We start from the raw sequence: 25,229 nt of genomic DNA, 5'->3' as shown, positions 1-25,229 counted from the left end.
TTAACTTTATCAAGGGGGAGTTTCTAATGGCAATAGAAGCGTGTAAATCTTGTGGATCTCTAAATTTTAAAGAAGGGGTGCTGGGGTGAATGTAATCGCATGGTTAATCGTTGCATGTGAAATAGGGTTTTGGGTTGTTATCACTTTAGGTCTATTCACACGATATATCCTTAAAAGAAATAAATTAGGATTGTTTTTTCTTGCCTTGACACCTGTCATTGATTTAATTTTATTGGTTGCTACGGGTATAGACTTGTATCGTGGTGCGACTGCTACCAAAGTGCATGCAATTGCTGCTGTGTATATTGGAATCTCTATCGCATATGGTAAAAGTATGATTGAATGGGCTGATATACGCTTTCAATATTATGTGATGAAAAAAGGATCGAAACCAGTTAAAAGATTTGGCATCGATTATGCGAAACACTACTTTAAAAGTTGGGGACAACATGTGCTTGCCTTTCTAATAGGTGCTGGAATTTTATTCGTCCTAATCTATTTAATTAACGATTTTTCCCGAACAGAAGTGTTGGCTGGGTTTCTAAAATTATGGACACTTGTGTTAGGTATTGATTTTGTGATTGCCCTAAGCAATTTTATTTGGCCAAAAAGGGCAAAGGGGTAACAATTTAAAATATCGCAAATTGAGAAAAAGACATTTTCAAATTCCTCCTTCTTTTTTTCACTATAATAAAAAAAGAAAAAGGAAAACATCGAACTTTCTTACAAACATTCGTGCATTCTTACAGTTTTGTCATTTTTATAAAGAAATCTTGTAATTGCCTAACAGCCGCTAACGAAAATTATGTAAATAAGCTATCCATATGGATGGCTTATTTTATTTTTGGTTAACTTTTTCCAAAATGCTGGTGATACCAAAACGTCAACAAGTAAAAATTTTATATTACTCTTAGAACGTGCTTTTTGGGTATTTCTGAATTCTTAGTTTGATAGGAATACGTCACTAGCCTATATATTAAAAATAGAGGCTTAAAAACGGTTTTTGTCGATTTAAAAGCTTAACAATATTGTTTAATTTTCTGAAGAAAGTAAGAATCATCAATATAATAGGTAGTTCTTACTTTTTTTTACATACATATTATTAACATTATAGTATAAAAATTCTTGCACGGAGAGTGAGGTTTTTATATGCAATATGATGAAAATATAAGTTTAACAGGACGTATTGTGTCACCTGGTGAAGCACAATATGATTCAGCACGTCAATCGTTTAACACATTTTTTAATAGATTCCCTTTTGTTATAGTCTTTGCACAAAATACTCAAGACGTTGTGAATGCAGTACGATGGTCATTACATAATAATGTACCTATCCGAGTACGTTCAGGAGGTCACAATTATGAAGGCTTGTCAGTTTTAGATGGTGGTATAGTAATTGATGTCAGTGAGATAAATCAAATAAAAATAGATCCAACATCAAAAACTGTTATAGTAGGAGCTGGTTGTAAAAATCTCCAGTTAGCTGAGATTCTTGGGAAAGAAGGATTAGCTATTCCTAATGGGGTCTGTCCTAAACCAGCTATCGCAGGAATAGCTTTAGGTGGCGGTCAAGGTATCCTTTCTCGACCATTAGGACTACTACTTGATCATGTAGTAGAAATAGAAATGGTTGATGCAAATGGCTGTGTATTGCAGATTAATGATCAGGAGCATCCTGATCTATTTTGGGCTTTACGTGGTGGAGGCGGAAGTTTCGGTATTTGTACATCTTTTCGCTTTCGTACTCATGAAATTAAGACTGTTGGTTTTGCTGAAGTTAGTTGGGGGCACCAAGATTTAAAAGCCGTTATACAGGAATGGCAAAAGTATACTCTACCTACTTCTGATAAACGCTTTACTCCTACATTATTATTGTCGTCAGAAAAGACATCTCCATTGTAGATGCATGGGATTTTTCATGGGTCAGTTAAAGACTTACAGAAATTGATACAACCACTTCTCCAAATTGGATCACCTATAAAGGTAGACATAAAAGAACTGTCTTATTTAGAAGCTATAACATTAATATCCAATCATCAGCCTGCAAATCCTTTTCCATTTAAAAGCGTAGCACCTTTTATAGACTCTTTATTGCCTGAAGAAGGTATTGCTAAGATTGAACAATTTATGAGTCAAGCTCCACCTAATGCCACTGTTTCCATGTTTTTTCAGGGCTTAGGTGGGACTGTTTCTGAAGTACCCGAGGAAGATACTGCTTATTTTTATCGAAAAGCTCTAGTGAATATTGTGTTATTTTCCACGTGGGACAAACCTGAGGGAGCTGCACAAGGGATTCGCTGGGTAGAAGATTTTCGTCAAGCATTGATTCCTTTTACGAAAGGTGTCTACGTTAACACACCAGATCTTTCAATGAAAGATTGGTCAGATTTATATTATGGTGAAAACTTCAAAAAATTGACTCAAGTAAAAGCTAAATACGATCCAGAAGATTTTTTTAATTTTCCACAAAGCATTCCACCTGTATATAGAAAATAGAATTCCTTTGCCGGTCTTAAATTTTGCAATTCAAAAAAACAACTTTCTAGTCTATGAAGTATTCAGTTTTATGTCTTTTTTCAAAATTCTATCCTATTACACAAGATTGATTTAGTTATATAAAACTGTATCTTAAACTTTTTTGTCTAAATAGTTTGTCATTCCTCGTCCTTGTTGTAGAAAGACGTGAAAGTAGGAACTAATTTTATAGTTTAAAATGCTGAATTTCCGACGGAGACAACAAAGTGGATATTTCTTCAAATGTCTTCATCATGCATGGAAATCCTTTTTTAATAAATAGTTTCTATTGAAATGACTATGAATCCATGCGTTTTTAAATAGTGCTGCTGTTACACCGTAACCAGTTTCCACTAATTACATAAGTCTTATCGTTTTTGCACTAGAACCGATACCACTACATTTTTCTGCCTCTTTGGTAAAGTGCCGGATAATCCTTACTTATACCATCGTGATTTCTGATAAATTACATGTAGAGGTATCACTCAATATAACAAAAATGTAATGTTAATGAAATGTAATTCCACCGATACTAGTAATGAAATTATATAAAATGAAGGGGAGTTAAATAATTTTTATAATGAAAAAGGAGAAGTATTAATGCGAAATATATTAAGTGTAGAAAAAATTGAAAAATATTATGGTAATAAAGATAACGTAACAAAGGCTATAGATAATATTAGTTTTAAGGTAGATGAGGGAGAATTCGTTGGGATAATGGGGCCCTCAGGAAGTGGCAAAACTACATTACTTAACTGTATATCAACGATTGATCATGTTACGACGGGGAAAATAATAATCAATAATAGTGACATTACTCGGTTAAAATCAAAGTCACTAGATAAGTTTAGAAAAAATGAATTAGGGTTTGTATTTCAGGACTTTAATTTATTAGATACTCTTACTGCTTATGAAAATATTGCCCTAGCGTTAACTATAAAAGGTGAGGAAAGTTCAAAAATTGATGGCAAAATACAAGCAGTTGCAAAATATTTAGACATTGAACAAGTATTAAGCAAATACCCTTATCAAATATCGGGCGGACAAAAACAAAGGGTTGCTTCGGCAAGAGCTATCGTAACAGATCCATCTTTGGTACTTGCAGATGAACCAACAGGATCGCTAGATTCTAAATCAGCTAGATTATTACTCGAAAGATTTGAAAGTCTTAATAAGGATTTAAAGGCTACCATACTTATGGTTACTCATGATGCATTTACAGCAAGCTATGCTCGTAGAATTCTTTTTATTAATGATGGCAAAATATTTATCGAGTTGGTAAGAGGAAATGATTCCAGAAAAGAATTCTTTACTAAAATTATTGAAGTTATAACCCTTCTTGGAGGTGACGATAATAATGTACTCTAAGCTTGCTATTGGGAATGTAAAGAAAAGTATTAAAGATTATGCAATATATTTCTTAACACTAACACTGGCTGTTTGTATATTTTATAGCTTTAACTCCATAGAATCACAAAAGGCACTTATGGAAATTAGCGCTTCAGATAAAAAGTATGTGCCTACAGTAATGAACGCTATCTCAAATGTGTCAGTATTTGTATCCGTAATATTAGGTAGTTTAATATTGTATGCAAATAATTTCTTAATTAAAAAACGTAAAAAAGAATTAGGAATATACATGACTTTAGGTATGGGAAGAAGAAACATATCCAGAATATTAGTAACAGAGACATTTCTAGTTGGCGTTATATCTTTAGTGAGTGGACTTATAATAGGTATTGGAGTATCACAGGGATTATCTACATTTGCATTAAAGTTATATGAATTGCCCATCAATAAATATAAATTTACAATTTCAACAGGTGCTATAGGTAAAAGCGTATTCTACTTTGGAATCATGTTTTTGCTTGTTATGTTATGTAATGTATATGTTGTTTCTAAATACAAAATAATTGATTTGTTAACAGCAGGTAGAAAAAACGAAGATGTAAAATTTATAAATCCTCTTATCTATGTAATCTCATTTATAATGTGTGTAGCATCACTTGGATATGCATATGTGACTGTACTAAAAATTGGATTGAATTATCAAAATCCTATGCTCGTGGTATCAATCCTTCTTGGCATATTAGGTACATTTCTGTTTTTCTTTAGTTTATCTGGATTTATATTATATGTTGTAAAGAAGAATAAAAAAGTCTATTTTAAAGGATTAAATATATTTATCATCAAACAAATAAATAGTAAGGTTAATACAAATTTTATATTCATGTCTGTAATCTGTTTAATGTTATTTCTTACAATGGTGGCCTTATCTACAGGAATCAGCTTTAACAGAATGATGGACGCAACAATAAAAGAAGAAACACCATTTGATGCCAGTATTACGTTGATGAATAGGGATAAAAGTTACACAATAGAAGACGTATTAAATACATCAAATTTTAAACTAAGTAATAATGAAAAATATGTATCTTATAATGTATATTCAGCAAAGATGGAAGTGGGGGACGTTGTACCAGAAGTAACTAAAAATGCTAAGAATATCGTTGTGGATTTCATTAAAGTATCTGATTATAATAAAATTTTAAATCTCAAAGGTGAAAAGAAAATTACTTTAAATAACAATGAAATTTTACTTTTATCAAATGAAAGCCGGTTGGTTAATTCGATAAATGAAAGATTAAAAAATAGCAATAAGGTGAATATTAAAGAAAAAGAATATCTGGTAAAACACGCTAAAGTTATACAAGAGAATCTTTACACTTCTGATGTGCCACTTAATTTCTTCGCAATCGTTATAAATGATGAGTTTTTATCAGGCTACAAAATTGGTACATCCGTACTTAATGTAAATTATGTAGATGGAAATAGAGAAGAATATAATAAAAAATATGATAACGTTGCAAGGGGCTTTTATGACGAAAATGGCCCGAAATTAAATATTGCATATATATCAGGCAAATCAAAGGATGAAGTTCGTGCAGAAAGTAAGGGATTGAAAACCATCATACTGTTTATTGGGATATATATAGGTATTGTATTTTTAATAACGAGTATGGCTGTATTAGCTCTTCAACAATTATCAGAAGCCAGTGATAGCATAGATCGATATAAATCTTTGAAAAGAATTGGTTCAAACAGAACCATGATTGACAGAACGATTTTTATTCAAACTTTCGTATACTTTAGTCTACCAGTTACTCTTGCCCTAATTCATTCTATAGTTGGAATTTATGTAATCAATAATTTTATTAACGCAATTCAACCAACAGACATTACTTTACCAGCATTGATGACTGGCTTAGTCTTTCTTGTAGTTTATGTAGGATATTTCTACACGACATATGTCGGGTATAAAAATATTGTAAAAAGTAATACTTGATTTTATAATGCGCATTAAGGCTATTACACCTTGTTTCTCAAGATGTAATAGCCTTATAGTCTGTATAGGGAGGGAAAAATCATGAAAAAAATCATTCTGATTGAAGATGATGAAATCATTAGAGAAGAATTACAAAAATTTTTTATAAAGTATGGATATGAAGTACAGGCTCCTACAGATTTTAATCATATTATCGAATATATAGAAAGTGAGAATGCAGACCTTATATTACTAGACATAAATCTTCCTGTGTTCGATGGCTATTATATATGCAGAGAAATACGTAAAACTTCAGATGTTCCAATCTTCATGGTTACAAGTAGAGATAGTGATGTAGATGAACTAATAAGCATGAATTTAGGAGCTGATGATTTTATAACAAAGCCTTATAATACAGAAATACTATTAGCAAGAGTAACAAACATTTTAAGAAGAACATCTGGAGATTTCAAGATGAATCATATCTTAATTTATAGGGATTTTAATTTAAATCTTTCAAATGCAACAGTTACTTATCAAGACAAGTCTGTAGAGTTAACTAAAAATGAAGTTAAGATACTTTCATGCTTAATAAATAATCGCGGAAATATTGTAAAAAGAGATTCACTCATTGAAACCTTATGGAAGTCTGATTATTTTGTGGATGATAGCACCTTAACTGTTAATATAAATAGATTAAGAAAAAAGCTTGAAGAGATAGGTATAGAAAATCCAATTGCAACAAGAAGAAGCTTAGGGTATATAATGCCATGAATATAGGTGAATTTATTAAAGATAAAATAGTAATAATACTATCAAATGTACTGGTATATATCATATTAGCAGGTATATTGCTGACTGCACATGTTCCATTCATTATCATATTCTTTGTCTTTTGTATTTGGTTTTTTCCGTTGATTTCATATATGGCTATAGAATTTATAAGATGTAAAATTTATTATAATGAGATTAACGGCATATTAGAAAACTTGGAGAAAAAATACTTACTTCCAGAGGTAGTAAAGGAAGCAAACTTTATACATGGGGAAAAGCTTAACGCTATATTGAAAGAAGTAAGTAGAGATATGCATGAAAATGTAAAGTACTATAGAGATATGCAATTGGATTACAGAGAATATATAGAGACATGGGTGCATGAAATTAAGACACCAATATCTTCTGCAAAGCTTATAATTGAAAATAATCAAAATGAAGTCACGAATAAAATTGACTCTCAAATGGATCGGATTGAGGGATTTGTTGAACAGGTTCTGTATTATTCTCGAAGCTCTAACGTGAATAAAGACTATATGATAAAGCCAATCAATCTTGATAATGTAGTAAGGAATGTAATTAAAAGAAACTATAGGGATTTTATTCATAAGAGGATAAAATTAGATATACAGGATATTGATGAGATCGTATACAGTGATGGAAAATGGATTGAATTTATTATTAATCAAATAATAGGAAATTCTATAAAGTACTCAAATAACAAAGAACAAATGATACGTATATCCTCAACTAAGAAAACTAACTCAGTAATACTAACTATAGAGGATAATGGAGTAGGAATAGTAACTAAAGATATAAAGAGAGTTTTTGAGAAAGGATTTACTGGAGAGAATGGAAGAAGATTTAGCAAAAGTACAGGAATGGGCTTGTATCTATGCGAAAAACTGTGTTCAAAATTAGGATTGAAAATAGGCATTGAATCTGAAATGAATAAAGGAACTAGAGTTACATTAATATTTCCTTTATCAGGTATGGTAACTTTGGAGTCTTATTTATAAAAGAAATGCTACACCTTTCCACAATAAAAGGGGTAGCACCACATCGCCATCAAGCAAAGGGTACCAAGAGGGTATATGTGAGTGTATTTTTTGCGGATTTTTACGATTACACTAAAAATGTGCATAACAAAAAAGCCTATCAAATTAATGTAAATATCAATGATTTTATATAATCGCTTTAATATACAAAGATGATTACTAATGAAAATAATTACTTATCTTTTAGCTATATTAACTCTAATTATTATGATTGCTACCATTATTTTTGAAATGAATTTACCGTATAAATTAAATCACTGGTTAAGTATTCTATTAGCTCCGTTTGTTATTATGTTAGGTTTCTATAGTAATAAAAAGTCTATTTTAATAAATAAATTATAAGAAAAATATAAAAAGATTTCATCATACCGGATGAAATCTTTTTATATTTTTTCTCACTAAAATCTCCTATTTCCATCAAGGTAAGAAATTTGTAGTGACATAAAACGAAATAATGAGCTAAATTCTTATAAATCACTAGCCTTAGAGAAGTAATTTTTTCGTTCTGGGGCATTTATTTTTCTTAAGTTGATGGATGTGTGGCGAGATTTTATCATAACCGTTAGACCGATTAACGCTACAATCAGTGCCTGTGCCAAAGACTTTGCATCTGTGTTGACTTCCAGCTCACCTGATTGGATTCCTCGTTCGATCGTCTCCTGAAAAATGATGAGGGAAGGAATGAACAGTCAGTTCACTCCTTTATTTTATTATTCCTTACTGAAACTTTCCAGGAACTTTCTGGCCAATGTGGACATGTAACGGTCCTTAATCCAGATTGCCGCGATCCTGGTCTGGAGAGAAGGACTGTCGATTTCCTTATAGATCAGACTACTGTTGTTCGCCAGTTCAAACGCGGATTTCGGGATAATTCCGATTCCGAGGCCGGCATTGGCCCATAGTAGGGTGGTACGTGCATCATCATTTTTACAAAATAGGTTTGGTTCGAAGCCTGCTTTCTGACAAGTCTCGCGAATCAGCTGTTCGAATCGGCGGTAAATGACCAGAGGGCGCTCGTGCAGCTCTTCGATTCGGATTTTATGCCGCCCGCTGCTCCAATCCAGCTCCGGGTTCATCACGGCGATCATTGGTTCGTTTTCCGCACATTTGTATCCCATCCCCGCATTATGAAAGGGAGTTCTGACGATTCCCAGTTCGATGACCCCACTCTGTAGCAATTCAATGACCCTGAACGTGTTTCCCTCATGGATTTCAAATTTGATCCCGGTGTAAGCTTTGTGAAATTCGGATAATCTATCCTTTAATAACGTTGCACCAGAGGAGGAAACCGTTCCAATTGCTAATGTTCCCTTCAATCCTTTGGCAAAGTCACTGACCTCTCTTGACGTAGAATCTGTTAAATCTACAATTTGCTGCGCTCTGCGGCGCAGAATCTCCCCGGCGTCCGTGAGCCGGATACTACGTGCACCGCGCTCTACTAGCTTCACGCCAAGTTCCTCCTCCAATAGTTTAAGCTGCTGGCTGAGAGGGGGTTGAGCCATTTGCAGTTTTCTGGCGGCCGAGGTAATCTGGCCTTCCTCCGCAATCGTCAGGAAATATTTCAATTGCCTAATGTCCATAAGGTTCTCCTTTTGAATTACCATATTAATTTCATATAGATTAGATACTAATCAAATATTATTAATATGGAAGATGTTATGTTATTTTTTAATCATATCCGGTAAATAAATTTCGTCAAACCTTTTGTATTGCATTAAATTGAATGTTTTAGTCCAAGTTCGGAATGTTCGCTTTTTAGCACTGAGAAGTTTGTATGAATTTAGGTTGTGAGGAGCGGAGTGTACGTAGTTTGTACGTGAGCGCCGGAATACCCAAGTGAATTCAAGATTCGATATCGAAATTACTTCATGAGTTACTTCATATTCAAAGCGACCTTTATAACAATTATGATGGGGATGATACTTTGTTTAAGCTCACAACATTTTTAAAACCTTACAAGATGGAAAGTATTCTTGGCCCTTTCTTTAAGTTGGTGGAAGCAATTCTCGAACTTTTTCTTCCGACAATTGTGGCCCTGATTGTGAACCATGGGATAGGCAGGCATGATATCGCTTATGTATGGAAGATGGGTGGTTTAATGGTCGTCATGTCGATACTGGGCTTCGGCAGCTCGCTAATCTGTCAATATTATGCGGCCCGGGCATCACAGGGGTTCGGTACAACGTTACGTAATACGCTGTTCCGGCATATTTCGACGCTGTCTTATACTGAGATTGACCGCTTTGGGACACCAACATTGATCAACCGTATCACAAATGATGTCAATCAGCTGCAAATCGCGGTGGCGATGCTGATTCGGCTCGTGATTCGTGCCCCGTTCATTTGTCTAGGTGCAATCATCATGTCGATGCTGCTTGATTTTAGACTAGCGCTTATTCTGATTGCTACAACACCAGTGTTTGCTATTATTCTATATTTGATAATTACGAAGACAGCACCTATGTATCGGTTATACCAGAAGAAGTTGGACAGAATCGCACTAGTATTGAGCGAGAATTTGACGGGAGTTCGCGTCATTCGTTCGTTCGCCAAGAGACATGCCGAGAAGGCGAGATTTCGCGAAGCTTCCGACGACATTACGGCCACTGCAATCCGAGTAGGGCGGGTGTCTGCTCTGCTTAATCCGGTAACGACTGTTGTTGTCAACGGTGCGATTATCGCTATTCTATGGATTGGTGGTTTCCACATTAATGCGGGGATATTATCTTCTGGCGAGGTCATCGCCTTTATTAACTACGTGACGCAAATTTTGCTAGCTTTGATTGTCGTGTCAAATCTAATTATTATTTTTACAAAGGCAGCGTCCTCAGCATCACGGATCAATGAGGTGTTCGAAACCGTTCCTTCCATTGCTGATCTTGTGCCTGAGGAGAGAAAACAGTCTGCAACGAAAATAGGAGACAAAAAGGATGTTCCGGCTGTTACATTTAATCATGTTTCCTTCGGATATAGTACAACGAGTGAACCGGCACTGACAGATATATCGGTGGAGATAAAACGTGGCGAGACTGTGGGAATTATCGGTGGTACTGGTTCAGGCAAATCTACATTTGTGAACCTGATTCCGAGATTTTATGACGCTACCTCGGGACAAATACTCGTCAACGGAATTGATGTAAGGGATTTTAGTCTACATGAGCTACGCGGTGAGATTGGGATTGTTCCACAGAAGGCACTGCTCTTCACAGGGACGATTGCCGATAATATCCGCTGGGGTAACGAATTAGCTTCGGATCAAGAGGTCAAACGGGCAGCTATCATTGCCCAGGCCGATGAATTCATAACGAAAATGCCTGAAGGCTATAACACTCTGGTGTCCAGGGGCGGACTTAATCTGTCGGGTGGGCAGAAGCAGCGCTTAACAATCGCCCGGGCAATTGTTGCCAGTCCCGATATTCTTATCCTTGATGATTCTTCGAGTGCACTTGATTTTGCCACAGATGTGGCGTTAAGAAGGTCAATCCGGGAAAACAGCCAGGGGATTACGGTATTCATCGTCTCGCAGCGGGTTAGCACCGTGCAGCAGGCGGATAAAATCATAGTCATCGAAGACGGACGGATTGCTGGCATCGGCACCGATGCTGAACTCAAGCGAGATTGTAGTGTCTATCAAGAGATTTGCCGCTCACAGTTCTCTAATGAGGAGGTAGGACAACAATGAGCATGAAGCAAACATGGAGAAGACTACTAATTTATACAGGAAAATATAAAAGGAATACAATCTGGGCCTTCATTAGTGCGATTATTAGCGTAGCTTCCACCTTGATTGGTCCATTTATAATTGGGATTACGATCGACCATATGGTGGGCAAGGGTGCTGTTGAGTTCGCGGACATCTTCATACTGCTTATACAGCTTAGTCTGGTGTATCTCATCGGAGGCCTGTTCGGTTGGTTGTTGACATATCTTACGAATCGGCTTGCTAATCAAACAGTAAATGATTTGCGCAGCGAAATGTTCGAAAGGCTGAATGTACTGCCACTGAAATATCATGATAATCATCCGCAAGGGGACAGCATCAGCCGATTCGTAAACGATATGGATGCCATATCGGACGGGTTGCTGCAGGGATTCTCCACATTATTAACCGGTGTTGTTACAATCATTGGGGCTATTGCACTCATGTTGTATACGAATCCGCTCATGACCGTCGTTGTGCTGTTATCTGCACCAGTGACTTTCTTCGTAGCGCGGTTCATCACGATGCGCTCACAGCAGCTATTTCGTGATCAGGCCCGTATATTGGGTGGGCTGAATGGCTATGTCGAAGAGATGATTGGCGGGCAGAAGGTTGTTCAGGCCTTCCGTTATGAAGAACACTCTTTTGCCGAGTTTACAGCACGAAATGATGAATTGTATCACACAGGGGTAAAATCACAATTCGTCAGCTCTCTGTCGAATCCATCCACCCGTTTGGTGAACAATGTTACTTTCTCAATCATCGCCTTAATTGGGAGTATTATGGTCATTATGTCTAGAATATCGGTCGGGGGACTATCGAGTTTCTTGATTTATGCCAATCTGTTCGCTAAACCGTTCAACGAGATTACCGGAGTAATTACACAGTTGCAATCAGCTACGGCCTCGGCGCAACGTATCTTTCAGGTACTTGATGAATCAGCGGAGTCACCGGAGGCTGAAGATGCAGTTCATATCCCGGCTAAGCAGGGGACGATTACATTCCATCATGTGAAGTTCGCTTACCAGCCTGACCGTCCCCTTATTACCGATTTGAACCTAGTTGTTGAACCAGGAACACGTGTCGCTATTGTGGGACAGACGGGTGCTGGCAAGACAACGTTAGTGAATCTGTTAATGCGATTTTATGATGTTGATGCCGGCGAGATTGCGATAGATGGTATTAACATTAACGATATGGCCCGTGACAGCTTACGCCATATCTTTGGGATGGTGCTACAGGATACTTGGCTTTTTGACGGGACAATTCATGACAATATCGCCTATGGAAAACCGAATGCTAGCGAGGAGGAGATTATTGCAGCCGCTAAGGCAGCTAACGCCCACAGCTTCATCAAGCGGTTGCCGCAGGGCTATGATACAGTAATCAATGGCTCAGGCGATAGCCTGTCCCAGGGACAGAAACAGCTATTGACAATCGCTCGGGTTATGCTGGTTGATCCGCCTATGCTAATTCTCGACGAAGCAACGAGCAGCATTGATACGCTTACGGAGATTCGAATCCAGGCGGCGTTCCTGAAGATGATGGAAGGCAGAACTAGTTTCGTTATCGCTCACCGTCTGTCGACGATCCGTGAGGCAGATATGATCCTCTACATGAAGGACGGGGATGTCGTCGAAAGCGGGAGTCATGAGCAGCTACTGGAGCGCAGCGGCTACTACGCTAACCTGTATAACAGCCAATTCGCGGTTGTTAATGATTAGTAGATCACCATTCCAAAAGTGCGCATAATGCGTGGACAGGGTCTTGGCCTAACTAATCTCCAACATGTTATAACTATACTTATCATATGTGTTAGAAGATAGTGCAACATCAAAAATTACCCCTGATACAGTGTAGTCATATTGTATCAGGGGTTGTATTGTTTTAATGAGTGATAAGAGTAATCAATGTGTCTCTTTAAATTTCTCATTATTGTCATTGGCTCCTGATGAAAAATAAGATTCCAATTGTGTTATGTTTGTTATTGCTAATTCAAGTATAAAAAAATACATAAACTAAAAACTTCAATATGAAATCCTAATTGAACAGCTTATAGAAATTGCATAAGGCAAAAGAATTTGGTTATTTAGGGGTATCGCCACATCACCATCAAGCTAACAGAACAGGTTGCTCCCAAAACGATAAAAATGAACTTCATTGCTATAAAAGACTCTAATTTTTCATTTTGTGGCAAATATTATATTAAATGATGTTGAAAATAATAAGATATGTCTGAATCACTAGTTTTAAAAAAGCCTTCACGCAATGATGATTGCATGAAGGCTTTTGATGTTTTCTTATTTTTTTGTCTCATTGACCCATGTAATAATGTCTTGGATGACGTACTCGGGAACATTGGCAGGGATTTCGTACTCACTTGGAAGACTCAATTCCCCGTCACCCTCCGTGAAGAAATGATTCAATTTGGGATATTCTTTGAACTGAACATTCCCGCGGTTTGAAAGTCCTTCCTGCCATTTTGTATAATCATCTTTTACTGTTACTTGATAATCGCGTGCCCCTTGCAGAATCAGCAAAGGCTCTTTTCGGGATTTTGCCTCCTCAACTGGACGCCACCTAGTAACATCATACATAAAATGAGGAGACGGAAACGGAAAATTGTAGCCAGCTGGCGGATGGTCAGGATTGAAAGTAGGATCCAGGATAAAAGCGAACTGTCTTTTTAGTTCATCGATTACTTCCTTTGGCGCCCCTAGGTATTGACTCACATCAATGGCAGTGTCAGTCAAAGGGCGTGCAGGTGGTGCGAGTAAGATACTTCCTCGAACAAGTGAGGAAGGCGCTTTGCTCAGTATACGCGGCATTGTGCCAGCTCCTTGGCTATGTCCGAGAATGAAAATATTATTTGGATCAATGCCTTCCTGCTGCGCTGCTGACTTTGCTGCATATATGGCATCATCTGTAGTATCTCGGTCTAACGTAACAGGTTCTGCACTCATCTTTAATGCATGTTCTAAGGTGCGTTTTTCATAGCGTAACACTGCAATTCCGTTGGATGAAAGGCCCAACGCAAGGTCTCGTAAGATTTTTGTTCCCAAATAGGTAGCATCGCGATCATGGATGCCAGCGCCATGAACAAGAACAACAACGGGTACCTTTTCACCAGGCTTATGCTTCGGAACTGTTAATGTGGCTGGTAATGGATAAGTAGAATTTCCAATGACGATTTCACGTTCTTGATAGGAAGCAGGTTGGTCATATCTAGGATGCGGAATGTAAGATTCCTGGGGCGGCCTTTCTCCAACTTCATCTACCTTCCCACCAGGTGTGAATTTAATAAGTAGCGGTATGGTAGTTCCTTCAATAGCTCCTGGAATTTCCACCGTCTGATGGACCAAGTTTCGTTCTTTTATTACAGGTGTTCCCATGATTTTTATCCCGCTTTGTGTCCACCAGCTTTGTAATGTGTTTGCTGTAAACTTGGATTGAAAAGCAGCAGACGTCAACTGAAGTGCCTCTGCATACTTACCTTGCTGGAGATATTCAAAAAATAATAATGTACGCTCCGTTAAAGAGATTTGTTTCTTTTCTGCAGATTTCTCCTCACGTGTATCTGCGTGAATAGCTGTTGTAAGCGGAAAAGATGAAACACCTAAAGAAAAGAGTAGGGTAAAGGCAAGTACTGATTTTTGTATTTTCTTTTTTTTATTCATGTTTTAACCTCCAATATGTGATGGTAAAAAACAGGTATAGTAATTAGGGTTCTAGTGCAAAAACTTCAAAATATTTGCAAGTAATCTTCAAAACTTTGACATACTGATATTATTACTCTAAAAAACCGTAGATTTCTCCTTTTTCCACATGCATATTAACCCCAGAAACAACCTTTCTTCCTTCACTTTATATTTTAATTATAAGAAACAAAGCTCTCGTTTTTCTTACTTGATACTTACAAATTCCTTAAGTGTTAAAAATCTTAGCTTGCTGGATATTGGGTAGCACCACATTGCTATCAAGCCAAGATTTTAAAGTACCTCCTAAATGAAAATTTTGTATTTTTTGTAGGACAGAAGTTCATTTTTATCGTTTTTGGGAAAAATGTGTTTCTTAACTTGATAGCGATGTGGCGGTACCCCTATTAACAACCTATCCTACTTATCTCCCAAATTAAATTGCTGAAAATGGTGATTTTCCACGTGGTTATGAATTTTCTTATGGTACAAGCATATCTACTCCTACAGTATCAGCGGTTGCGATTCTTATATTAACAGAGTATAAAGAGGAAAATTTAAAACACTTGTCTATTAATGAAATTCAAAATATTATGTATCAAACTACCTTAAAATCTGGAACAAATAGAATAGAAAAACTTTCAGGAAGGGGTACGGTAGATGCATATGAGGCCTTGAAATTAATCAACAATAAATAAGATTTGAATAAAACCAAAAACCATAATAGAAGGTTAAATAATTTATTTTGCAGAGATATTAGTGCCTTTTAGAGACATATAAGAAATGTGTTCTTAAATAATCTTAATCGTTAAAATAACTGGTTATATCTTAGTGGGATAAACCAGTTGTTTTATATTCTAAATCCATTCATTTGGTCCATTATTATTTTTTCTGTGATGAGTGAAGTGGAATCTTCTGATTATATATCATGAATAAACTTAAAATACTAGAATCTTTATGATAAATAAATGTTTTTTAAATTTAAAGAAAATTCATTGAAAATTCAATTAGAAAGGTATAAAATGGGATTCAATAGACTGAACAGTTCAGTTCAGTTTTATTTTGAGGTAGGAACAGTATTTGAAAAGTCAGAAAGAGGTGCTAGCTTTGAAAGAAAAAATTATAAAATCCGCTTTGAAATTATTTGCAGAAAAGGGTTTTCATGCTACTAATGTGCAAGAGATTGCAAATCACGCCGGAGTTGCTAAGGGGACGTTATATGCTCATTTTACTTCCAAAAAGAATATTTTGATTTCTATATATAGTTATTATTTAGACTGCTTATACAATAGTTTAGATGTTAGCGTTATAAGTAATGATGAATCTTTTGAGGAACGACTAATAAAATTAAACAAAATTTTAAATAATTATCTAAGTGTCGCATTTGAGCATGAAAATTTCCTTAAAATGCAAATGAAAGAACAAAATATTAATGATCCACAAATTATAGAATTTATTCAAGAAAAACGCAGGGAAATTTATATTAAGTTTCAGCAACTAATGAAGTATGTCGGAGGAGAAGAACTGGAAAATTGTGTATTAGATGAGGCTGTTATATTGAATAGTCTAATTGAGGAATACTCTGCAGTTGTGATATTAGATGGAGCGGATATATCAGTTGAGGAATTAGTTAATTTTATTACACAAACCATATCCTGTATCTTAAAGGGATTTAAAAATAAGCATATATCCCCGATTCTTAGTGAAAATTACATGAAAAATAAGGGGATTAGAGAGGAGCTTATATATACAAATAAAATTAAGGAACGATTGAATGCAATCAATCAATTAATCCATAACATTTATTTTACTCAAGAAGAAAAACAAGAAGTCAATGCTTCTTTAATGTTTCTTAACGATGAATTATCTAAGAGTAACCCAGATATCATAATTATCAAAGGGATGCTAAGAAATATAGGGCAATTTACAGAATTAGAATTCATAGTAGATGAGATATTTAGTTTATTACAACAAATAAAAAAAGATTTTTGATGGAAAGCTCTATTTCTAATAGAGGTGAGCTTTTATGTTAGGTGAATTAATAGAAGTTGTGAACTACTCGCCACTGAGCAAGCTTGAAGTGGGAGCTTCTCAGTTCCACGACGAAAGTAACCTTTCGTCTCCCTGAGCGTTACTTCGGGGTGTTCCACCCCTAGATGGCCAACACATGGATTCTCTATTGGTACGGTTGATATTTTACGCAGGAACCGAATGGCTTGGTTTTCGCACTCTATTTTCTTCCTGCAACCTTCTATATCAAGTTATCAAAGAACTTCATATAGCTAGTTTATCAAAAGTTTTTGGCTATGCCAAACCGAAATTCATCTCCCACCTTTCGTTGGGCTACGCCCTTCACACGCTTGAGGAAGGAGAATTCTTTCGGGGAATACGTTAAATATAATTGGACTTGTGTTTTATTTAAGTTTTTACATGTTTATCTTAAAAATGTTTTTGAAAATATGGCCAACATTAATACAGGGTTATGATACAGCTTTAGCTAGTGGTTAGCAATTATCTCATATATAAGTATTATTTTATTAGTACCATTTGCTGTGCTCTTTGTTAAATTTAATAAAATATCATTAAAAGCAATAACATTAATAATTCATTTGATATTTACAGGAGCTACAATCAGTTTGATTAATCAGTATTGGGAGCCGAATGTAAAATTCCCTGTAATTTTATTAATCGCTAATATAGTTGCCAATACTTTTTTAAGTCTAGTAATAGTTACGTATGGATTAACTAAGGATGAACAAATAAGGTCTATTAGCTTAGTTAGAAAATCTAAAAAAGGGACTTTTTAAATTATTTTAGATTTTCTCTTTTAATACCTTATGTAAGTGAATGAAATACTCTTACTTGTTTTGGTGAAATAAGGGATTCTTATGTACAGGGAACCGGATAAGGTGTTTCCAAAACGTGTCCAAACGTACAGTTTTCTTTTTTTGATATGGTGCCCCCATTGCCATCAACCTAAAAAACAGGTCACCTCCAAAACGATAAATAAGCTTTTTTATAAGAAATTTGTAAGGAATGGATAAGAAAAAAGAAATTTTTATTGTGAAGGATAAAAATATAAAGAAGAGTGAAAGGGGGGATTAGATAAGATATATTTATGTGAAAAACAAACTAGTCATAAGAGTGTTGTAAGGAAAAGAAGTAATTTCTGGAGTTAACATACTTGTAAAAAAAGAGGGATTTACCGTTTGTTAGGACAAAAATAATCATTATGAAGATAATTACAAATTCCATGTTGTCCTTTTGTCATTGATGGAGATGATAGCTGTGTAATTATTACGAAACAACAAGTAACCACTCATACAATATGAATAGAGGAGAGGAATGCCTTATGAAAACACGTAGTCAAATTACATTTGTAAAAGCAGAGCCCACTGAAAATGTATCTAGTTCGTCACACACAAGCACTCAACGAGATCGTAATTCCGTCAAACAAGCAATGCGTGATATCTTGAAATTTGGAATCCCGGGGATACTTGCTAAAATTTCCGAGGATGGGAAAACGTGGAGTTATGCGGCCGGAGTAGCTGACCTGAGAACCAAGAAACCAATGGAAACAGATTTCCGCTTTCGCATCGGCAGCGTGACGAAGACGTTCACCGCAACAGTTGTATTTCAATTAGCCGAAGAGAACCGCTTGAATCTAGACGACTCTATTGAAAAATGGTTTCCTGGTGTCATTCAAGGAAACGGGTATGATGATAAACAGATTACTATCCGGCAATTATTGAACCACACAAGTGGTATCGCTAATTACACAATGTCAAAGGATTTTAATATCATGGATACAAAAAAATCTTATACTACTGAAGAATTAGTAAAGATGGGAATATCCATGCCTCCAGATTTTGCCCCAGGAAAGAGCTGGTCGTATTCAAATACAGGATATGTATTACTAGGAATTCTTATTGAAAAAGTAACTGGGAACAGCTATGCGGAAGAGATTGAAAATCGAATCATTGAACCACTTGAATTAGCGAATACATTCTTACCTGGAAATTCAAGCGTCATTCCAGGAACCAACCATGCCCGTGGATATATCCAATTAAACGGAGCAAGTGAGCCAAAAGATGTTACTTATTATAACCCAAGTATGGGGAGCTCGGCCGGTGATATGATTTCTACGACTGATGATTTAAACAAATTCTTCTCTTATTTACTTGGGGGTAAATTACTAAAAGAACAGCAACTAAAGCAAATGCTTACAACAGTCCCTACAGGAATAGATGAACTTGGTGATTCCGGGCTTGGAATTTTCAAAATTATTCTTCCAAACGGTGTCTCGATATGGGGACACTCAGGTGGCATTCCAGGGTTTAGTACTTTTGCTGGGGGCACACTTGGAGGCAAGCATACATTGGCCGTCAATTTGAACAGCCTTAAAGCTGATAGTCCTGATCCTTTTAAACATATTTTACTTGCTGAATTTAGCAAGTAGGCAGAAGATGAGGGGTGGATAAATTTGTCAAAGTTTTTATAGTTAAATATATACCTTACTGGTTCAAAAACCCTAATTTTCTCTAAAAGATGATTTTGGTATTTTGTTTTGTTAGCTTGATAGTGATGTGGTGCTACCCCTAATAGTTCAAAATGTCTTCTAATAGGCGTACCATCAACATTTTAACTAAAATATACGCTAAGGAAATTCAAAAAAGAAAAATCCAGTTTCCTGTAAGTTAAGGAAATTGGATTTAGTTTGTATTAACTTAAAGAGATTCTATGATTTTATAATAAGTGGACTACCAGCACTTCGTAAAAAAATCATACTAAGCAAATTTTGATGAAAGAGCCGATTTTTACGCCTTCCTTGTAAAATGTGTTGCATAAATAAATGCTCATTTCTTTTGGTGTTTTGATTTTTCTTCAACAGGAATTTGCATATTCATAATTATCTGTCCTTCTGGATAAAACAGATTCAATTCATGTAAATCTGTTTCAATTACATTACATGATCTAAACTGTAAACCATTTCTCTCTATATAGTCTGTAATATTTGTATATATTTTACGTCGTACTTCATCCATATGCTCTTCTGTACATACATAATCAACACAAAGATAATTACCTGCAGGTATACTAAGAATATCAACATGCTCTATCTCTGTATCATTAAAAACAGGATAATAAACTGATAGTCCCAGATCATCATTGAATAAATTCTTAATAGGACACACTGTTATAAATTGCTCTTGAAAAAATTCACCTTGCTTAAAAATAGAACGGAATTTATCAAAAAAGGATTTTACACTATTAAAATTTTCTCCTTTGATGTGATAATATTTTCTTTCCTCAAAATAGACACTCTGAATTTCATTGAAGTTACTACTTTTATTTTGAAGGAGATCGAGGAGTCTAGTAATTTTCTTTTGCATTTCCATAAATCGATAAATTTCAGTTTCAATATCATTTTTTTTGTTCTGTAAGATATTTATATTGTTTATTATATTTTTCTTATTTATTACTAAATCAATTTCTTCAATTGAAAAACCTATATCTTTACAAAAAAAGATTTGGCTAATTCTCTGTAGGTCTTCATTACTATAAAGTCTATAGTTATTTTTACCTACCTTTGGTTGAACTAGTCCTTTTTCTTCATAGAATCGAAGTGTTTCTTTCGTTGTATTAAAAATCTTAAGTACATCACTTTTAGTTAATTTATAGCTATCCATCTAATTATATTGCCTCCTATAAGGAATAATATTCATACTATAAACTATGTGGTTACTTCATAGTCAATAAATAAAAAGAAATTCTTTTTAACCCAAAATGATTATAAATGATACATAATGCCTCGAATAGAATATTTATCAAATTGATAACATATGTATCCTTTTCTGTTTTTACAGAAATTGTAATATTATAAGTGTATGCATATAGAAGAGGAGGCATAGGTTCTATGAAAAACGTTAACTCTTTTTTCCCATAAGGAAAATTAACTTTCTTCAGTAATTAATATCATTTTGCTAATCTATAGAACTTACATTATTAATTTTCACTGGAAGCCCTCTTCATTAATCGCTTTAATTTATTTTCTGTATCTGTTTCTTCTACTGGCGTATAGATACTGCACCGTAAATCCATATCACCTTGAACTTGAAGAGAAGTTAAATTAAATAACATTTTGCCTGCTTTAGCATGTCTGAATTCAATTATCATGTCTGGAGCCTTACTCACTTGGCTTTCTTGCCATAAATCCTGGAATTCTGAATGCAAATGAATCATTTCTTTAATAAACTGGCTGTACCATTCATCGTCTAAATAGCGTCCATAATAGGTACGGAAAATAGCAAGAAAACCTTTCACAAAATGTTCCCAATTGACGGCCAATGCTTTTAATTCTTTTCTAGTGAATACTAAACGAATTAAATTTCTTTGATCATTCGGTATTTGTTCAAAATCTAAAAAAACATAAGCAGCTGCAGGATTCCAGCCCACAATATGGCAATGTTGATCCGTAATGATAGTTGGACAATATGTTAATTCATCTAGTATTCGTATTAAGGAAGGACTAAGCTTTGTTTGATCCTTTTTTGGACTTGTAATCTCTGAATTTGATTCGAATGCCAGGTCATATAAGTAGTCTGTTTCATCATTATTTAATTGCAAAGCTTTAGAAATACAATCAAGTACAATTGTAGAAACCTTTATATCTCTTCCTTGCTCTAGCCATGTATACCAAGTGGTGCTTACACCTGCTAACTGTGCAACCTCTTCTCTTCGTAACCCAGGTGTTCTTCTCCGGTTTCCGGCAGGCAAACCAATAGACTCTGGAGTAATTTGGGCGCGCTTAGTTTTTAAGAATGCCGACAGAGCTTCAAGCCTTGTTTTATTATTCATCTTTAAAACTCCTTATCTTATCAATTTATCCTGGTAGTAGTTATACTAGGATAAATCCCCCCTTGTAATAGGATAAATTGACTGTAAAATACAAGTATATTATTGATTGGAGGGAATGCAAAGTGGAAAGAGTTGTGATTACTGGTATGGGAGTAGTTTCTCCTATAGGAAACAACATCAAAACATTTTGGAACAATCTAATTAAAGGGGAATCTGGTATAGTCAATATCGATACTTTCGATGTTACCAATCATAAAACAAAAATTGCGGGTATCGTCCAAGATTTTGATGCAGATGAAGTTTTAGGAAAGAAAGAAGCAAGACGTTTAGATCGTTTTTCTCAATTTGCTTTGGCTGCAGCTGAACAAGCTTGGTCAGATTCTAAGTTAGAACTCGATTGTATAGATGTAGAAAGGTTAGGAGTTTATGTAGGTTCTGGTATCGGAGGAATTGAAACCTTGATTGAAAATGTTGATGCGCTTAGGCAGAAGGGGCCAAGAAGAGTCAGCCCAACTCTAGTACCTGCCATAATGTCAAATGCCGCTGCAGCACAAATTAGTATCAAGTGGAATGCGATGGGACCTTCTATGTCACCTGTTTCTGCCTGTGCAATTGGAAATACATCTATAGGGGAAGCCTTTAGACTAATTCGTTCTGGAGAAGCTGACGTTATATTTGCGGGTGGAACAGAGTCAGCTATAACAGACTTATCAATAGCAAGCTTTGGTAATGCTACAGCATTATCAACAAGAAACGATAATCCTACTAAAGCTAGTCGTCCATTTGATGAAAATCGAGATGGATTTGTCATGTCAGAAGGAGCTGGAATTCTAATCTTAGAATCTTTATCTCATGCTTTACGTAGAGAGGCAAAGATTTATGCAGAAGTCATTGGATATGGTGCAAGTTCAGACGCATACAATATCGTAGCTACACATCCGGAAGGTAAAGGTGCTTATCTTGCAATGAGATCAGCTTTAAAAAATGCCAATATATCGCCTGAAGAAGTTGATGTTATTAGTGCCCATGCAACAAGTACAAAAGTGGGGGACATCTCTGAAACGATGGCTATTAAGCAGCTGTTTGGAAAACAAGCTTATCAGATTCCGGTAACAGCTAATAAATCTATGCTTGGTCATATGTTAGGAGCAGCTGGTGGAGTTGAAGCAATTGCTTTAGCTATGAGCTTAAAGGAAGGGACAGTTCCTCCAACAATTAACTTAGAAAATCTTGATCCATTATGTGATCTGGATTATGTACCATCTGTTGCTCGCCAAGTGAAAATAAATATAGGTCTATCTAACTCATTTGGTTTCGGAGGTCATAATGCAGCCATTGTTTTAAAGAGATACGAGTGAATAAATTTTCTCTCGTAAATCTAACCGTTTCCTATAGAAACGGTTAGATTTATTCAATAAAAAAAAGAAGAGAGAGTGAGAAAATGAATATTAGAGTAGCAACTGCAGTAGACTACCCTAATTTAAGAAGGATATATTTAGAGTCACGGCTTGAGAGTTTTCATTGGCTAGATAGAAATGAAATGACTGAAGAAGATTTTGATAAACATACTGAAGGAGAATATATAATACTAGCAGAGGAAGATAATCATATCCTCGGATTTGCTTCTTTATATTTACCTGAAAACTTTATACACAACTTATTTGTACACCCTGAGTTCTTTGGTAGGGGGGCTGGAAGACAGTTACTACATGCCTCCATAGAAAAGATGAATACACCATTAAAATTAAAGTGTGTTTCTAAAAATCAAAAAGCACTAAAATTTTATGAGAATATGGGCTGGAAAAAAGTTATTGAAGAAGGTGAGATAGAAGAAAAATATTGGGTAATGATATATGATTAAAAAATATTTTTAAAAGGACTCTTGTGTACATCAGGAGTCCTTTTTATAAATCTTATTATATATTACTTATAAAGGTAACATATTAAAGCTGGTAATCATCTTTATTTACGGAAAGCAGCTACTTGGGATACTACCCACATTTTAACGAAAATATACGCTAAGCAAATTCGATAAAAAAGAATATGGGCTTTCTACTCTAAGGAAAAGCCCACTCAAAGTTTTTATTATAGCAACTGGATATCACTGTAAGACCTTAGTTTCTACTTTTCTCTGATTCATAACTAAAGTTAAAATGAACAAAATCACGCTTAAAAATAATATCATGAGAAACACCTGTTGATAACCTTGAGAAAAGTCACGTATAATACCTGCTAAAACAGGAATAAGTCCACCAATCATATATCCTCCTGACTGCATCATGGCAGTCCATGCACTTGCATCTTCCGGTGTATTGGTTTCATCCAACGGTAACATAAGAGCCAACGGAAATAACCCACCAAGCCCAATTCCAAGTAAAATAGAAGGGATCCATGCTGTAGTCAATGGATATATCATGAGTGACAAACCTATTACCACAAAACACACACTACTTAATAACCAAAATGTTCGATTTTTATAAAAATCCGCTAAAGTTGGAATGACAAAGCTACATACCATTTGAACAAATGTAAAGACGGTAACCAGAGTTCCAGCTTGCTGACTATTTAACCCTACACTTTGAGTCGCTGGAGCAAGCCAAGTGGTAATACAATAAAAAATACCTGACTGCAGTCCAAAAAAGACTGTAAACAACCATACCTTCTTATTTTTTAATGGTAATATATTGTTTTGTTTATTATGTGTTTTAGTAGTTTTATCTAGTCTCATAACGGGATACCAGAAGAGAAGAGCTACAATGGTAAACACACTCCAAAATGCAAGTGCCATATTCCAAGAGTCTTTCAATACATGTTGTAAAGGGATAGTCATCCCTGCGCTTAAGGAAGCACCTGTTCCCATTCCAACTGAATATACTCCTATCATTAAACCAATCTTAGTAGGAAACTTCTCCTTAATAAATCCAGATAGCAATGGACCAGCAACCGCAATACCGATACCAATAAATAGAGAGCTAATAAGCAATGTGAGAACTGAATAAGTAAAAGCTCTCATACATGTTGCAACTCCAATTAAAATAAGACAAGCTAAAATTGCCTTTTCTGCTCCATACTTCTTGTTCACCTTACCTGTAAGTAATGCAAACACACCCATACATAATACGGGAATAGATGTCAGAAAACTAACGGAAAAGTTGCTCATGTTTAAATCCTGACGAATTGTCTCTAATAAAGGTGAGATTGATGTGATTCCTATACGTAAATTAATAGAAGCAAAAAATAATGCCAATATATAGATATAGGTTCGTTTTCTATTTTTCAAATTATATATCTCCTCTCTCAAAACA

18 protein-coding genes and 2 pseudogenes are annotated in these 25,229 nt (G+C 35.3%); 14 read left to right on the top strand and 6 right to left on the bottom strand.

All coding sequences use genetic code 11. The features are described 5' to 3' along the window. Positions 1–85 precede the first annotated feature (85 nt). From KZZ19_RS28125 to KZZ19_RS28095, 7 genes and pseudogenes are all read left to right on the top strand, one after another. Positions 86–625, top strand: a complete 540-nt coding sequence (locus KZZ19_RS28125) for a hypothetical protein (RefSeq protein ID WP_237982561.1) — start codon at positions 86–88, stop codon at positions 623–625. A 524-nt stretch (positions 626–1,149) separates the two neighbouring features. Then, a pseudogene (locus KZZ19_RS28120) lies at positions 1,150–2,496 on the top strand (FAD-binding oxidoreductase). A 618-nt stretch (positions 2,497–3,114) separates the two neighbouring features. Beyond that, positions 3,115–3,882 (top strand): ABC transporter ATP-binding protein, encoded by a 768-nt coding sequence (locus KZZ19_RS28115; protein WP_078994686.1) that lies wholly within the window; start codon positions 3,115–3,117, stop codon positions 3,880–3,882. Further along, positions 3,872–5,860 (top strand): FtsX-like permease family protein, encoded by a 1,989-nt coding sequence (locus tag KZZ19_RS28110; RefSeq protein WP_237982564.1) that lies wholly within the window; start codon positions 3,872–3,874, stop codon positions 5,858–5,860. Before KZZ19_RS28115 ends, KZZ19_RS28110 begins: the two co-directional genes overlap by 11 nt. A gap of 81 nt (positions 5,861–5,941) precedes the next feature. Further along, positions 5,942–6,613, top strand: a complete 672-nt coding sequence (locus KZZ19_RS28105; RefSeq protein WP_098629991.1) for a response regulator transcription factor — start codon at positions 5,942–5,944, stop codon at positions 6,611–6,613. Further along, on the top strand, positions 6,610–7,632 hold the full coding sequence (locus tag KZZ19_RS28100; RefSeq protein ID WP_237982565.1) for a sensor histidine kinase: 1,023 nt from the start codon (positions 6,610–6,612) through the stop codon (positions 7,630–7,632). Before KZZ19_RS28105 ends, KZZ19_RS28100 begins: the two co-directional genes overlap by 4 nt. A gap of 201 nt (positions 7,633–7,833) precedes the next feature. Beyond that, positions 7,834–8,013, top strand: a complete 180-nt coding sequence (locus tag KZZ19_RS28095; protein WP_237982566.1) for a hypothetical protein — start codon at positions 7,834–7,836, stop codon at positions 8,011–8,013. Positions 8,014–8,138: 125 nt separating this feature from the next. On the opposite strand, the pseudogene KZZ19_RS28090 reads toward KZZ19_RS28095, so the two are convergent. After that, positions 8,139–8,342, bottom strand: a pseudogene (locus KZZ19_RS28090) (hypothetical protein); the annotation flags it as partial. 39 nt (positions 8,343–8,381) lie between these two features. Then, a complete protein-coding gene (locus KZZ19_RS28085; protein WP_237982567.1) occupies positions 8,382–9,251 on the bottom strand; it encodes a LysR family transcriptional regulator in 870 nt (289 codons plus the stop codon). 380 nt (positions 9,252–9,631) lie between these two features. Here KZZ19_RS28085 and KZZ19_RS28080 point away from each other — a divergent pair, with 380 nt between their 5' ends. Together KZZ19_RS28080 and KZZ19_RS28075 are read left to right on the top strand one after the other, a co-directional pair. Beyond that, positions 9,632–11,353 carry an ABC transporter ATP-binding protein gene (locus KZZ19_RS28080; RefSeq protein WP_237982575.1) on the top strand — a complete coding sequence of 574 codons (1,722 nt, stop codon included), beginning with the start codon at positions 9,632–9,634 and terminating at the stop codon, positions 11,351–11,353. Then, positions 11,350–13,095 (top strand): ABC transporter ATP-binding protein, encoded by a 1,746-nt coding sequence (locus tag KZZ19_RS28075; RefSeq protein ID WP_237982568.1) that lies wholly within the window; start codon positions 11,350–11,352, stop codon positions 13,093–13,095. Before KZZ19_RS28080 ends, KZZ19_RS28075 begins: the two co-directional genes overlap by 4 nt. Before the next feature lie 576 nt (positions 13,096–13,671). Here the strand turns inward: KZZ19_RS28075 and KZZ19_RS28070 are convergent. Further along, positions 13,672–15,048 carry an alpha/beta hydrolase gene (locus KZZ19_RS28070; RefSeq protein ID WP_237982569.1) on the bottom strand — a complete coding sequence of 459 codons (1,377 nt, stop codon included), beginning with the start codon at positions 15,046–15,048 and terminating at the stop codon, positions 13,672–13,674. Between the two features lie 458 nt (positions 15,049–15,506). Here KZZ19_RS28070 and KZZ19_RS31250 point away from each other — a divergent pair, with 458 nt between their 5' ends. From KZZ19_RS31250 to KZZ19_RS28060, 3 genes are all read left to right on the top strand, one after another. Next, on the top strand, positions 15,507–15,764 hold the full coding sequence (locus KZZ19_RS31250; protein ID WP_432442736.1) for a S8 family serine peptidase: 258 nt from the start codon (positions 15,507–15,509) through the stop codon (positions 15,762–15,764). Positions 15,765–16,173: 409 nt separating this feature from the next. Continuing rightward, positions 16,174–17,058 (top strand): TetR/AcrR family transcriptional regulator, encoded by an 885-nt coding sequence (locus tag KZZ19_RS28065; protein ID WP_237982570.1) that lies wholly within the window; start codon positions 16,174–16,176, stop codon positions 17,056–17,058. Positions 17,059–18,418: 1,360 nt separating this feature from the next. Beyond that, on the top strand, positions 18,419–19,525 hold the full coding sequence (locus KZZ19_RS28060) for a serine hydrolase domain-containing protein (protein WP_432442734.1): 1,107 nt from the start codon (positions 18,419–18,421) through the stop codon (positions 19,523–19,525). Between the two features lie 397 nt (positions 19,526–19,922). Here the strand turns inward: KZZ19_RS28060 and KZZ19_RS28055 are convergent, their stop codons facing one another. After that, on the bottom strand, positions 19,923–20,756 hold the full coding sequence (locus KZZ19_RS28055) for a MerR family transcriptional regulator (RefSeq protein WP_098344075.1): 834 nt from the start codon (positions 20,754–20,756) through the stop codon (positions 19,923–19,925). Positions 20,757–21,072: 316 nt separating this feature from the next. After that, positions 21,073–21,924, bottom strand: coding sequence for a helix-turn-helix transcriptional regulator (locus KZZ19_RS28050; RefSeq protein ID WP_237982572.1), 852 nt, complete (start codon positions 21,922–21,924; stop codon positions 21,073–21,075). 122 nt (positions 21,925–22,046) lie between these two features. Here KZZ19_RS28050 and fabF point away from each other — a divergent pair, with 122 nt between their 5' ends. Further along, complete coding sequence (gene fabF / locus KZZ19_RS28045) at positions 22,047–23,282, top strand: beta-ketoacyl-ACP synthase II (protein WP_237982573.1); 1,236 nt, start codon at positions 22,047–22,049, stop codon at positions 23,280–23,282. A gap of 83 nt (positions 23,283–23,365) precedes the next feature. Then, positions 23,366–23,785 carry a GNAT family N-acetyltransferase gene (locus KZZ19_RS28040; RefSeq protein WP_237982574.1) on the top strand — a complete coding sequence of 140 codons (420 nt, stop codon included), beginning with the start codon at positions 23,366–23,368 and terminating at the stop codon, positions 23,783–23,785. A 240-nt stretch (positions 23,786–24,025) separates the two neighbouring features. On the opposite strand, the gene KZZ19_RS28035 is transcribed toward KZZ19_RS28040, so the two are convergent. Continuing rightward, complete coding sequence (locus KZZ19_RS28035; RefSeq protein ID WP_098508740.1) at positions 24,026–25,204, bottom strand: MFS transporter; 1,179 nt, start codon at positions 25,202–25,204, stop codon at positions 24,026–24,028. Positions 25,205–25,229: the final 25 nt, after the last annotated feature.

Origin of the sequence: Bacillus thuringiensis (assembly GCF_022095615.2) — a bacterium.
GTDB classification, from domain to species: domain Bacteria; phylum Bacillota; class Bacilli; order Bacillales; family Bacillaceae_G; genus Bacillus_A; species Bacillus_A cereus_AG.
This window is presented reverse-complemented; position numbering and strand designations above follow the sequence as displayed.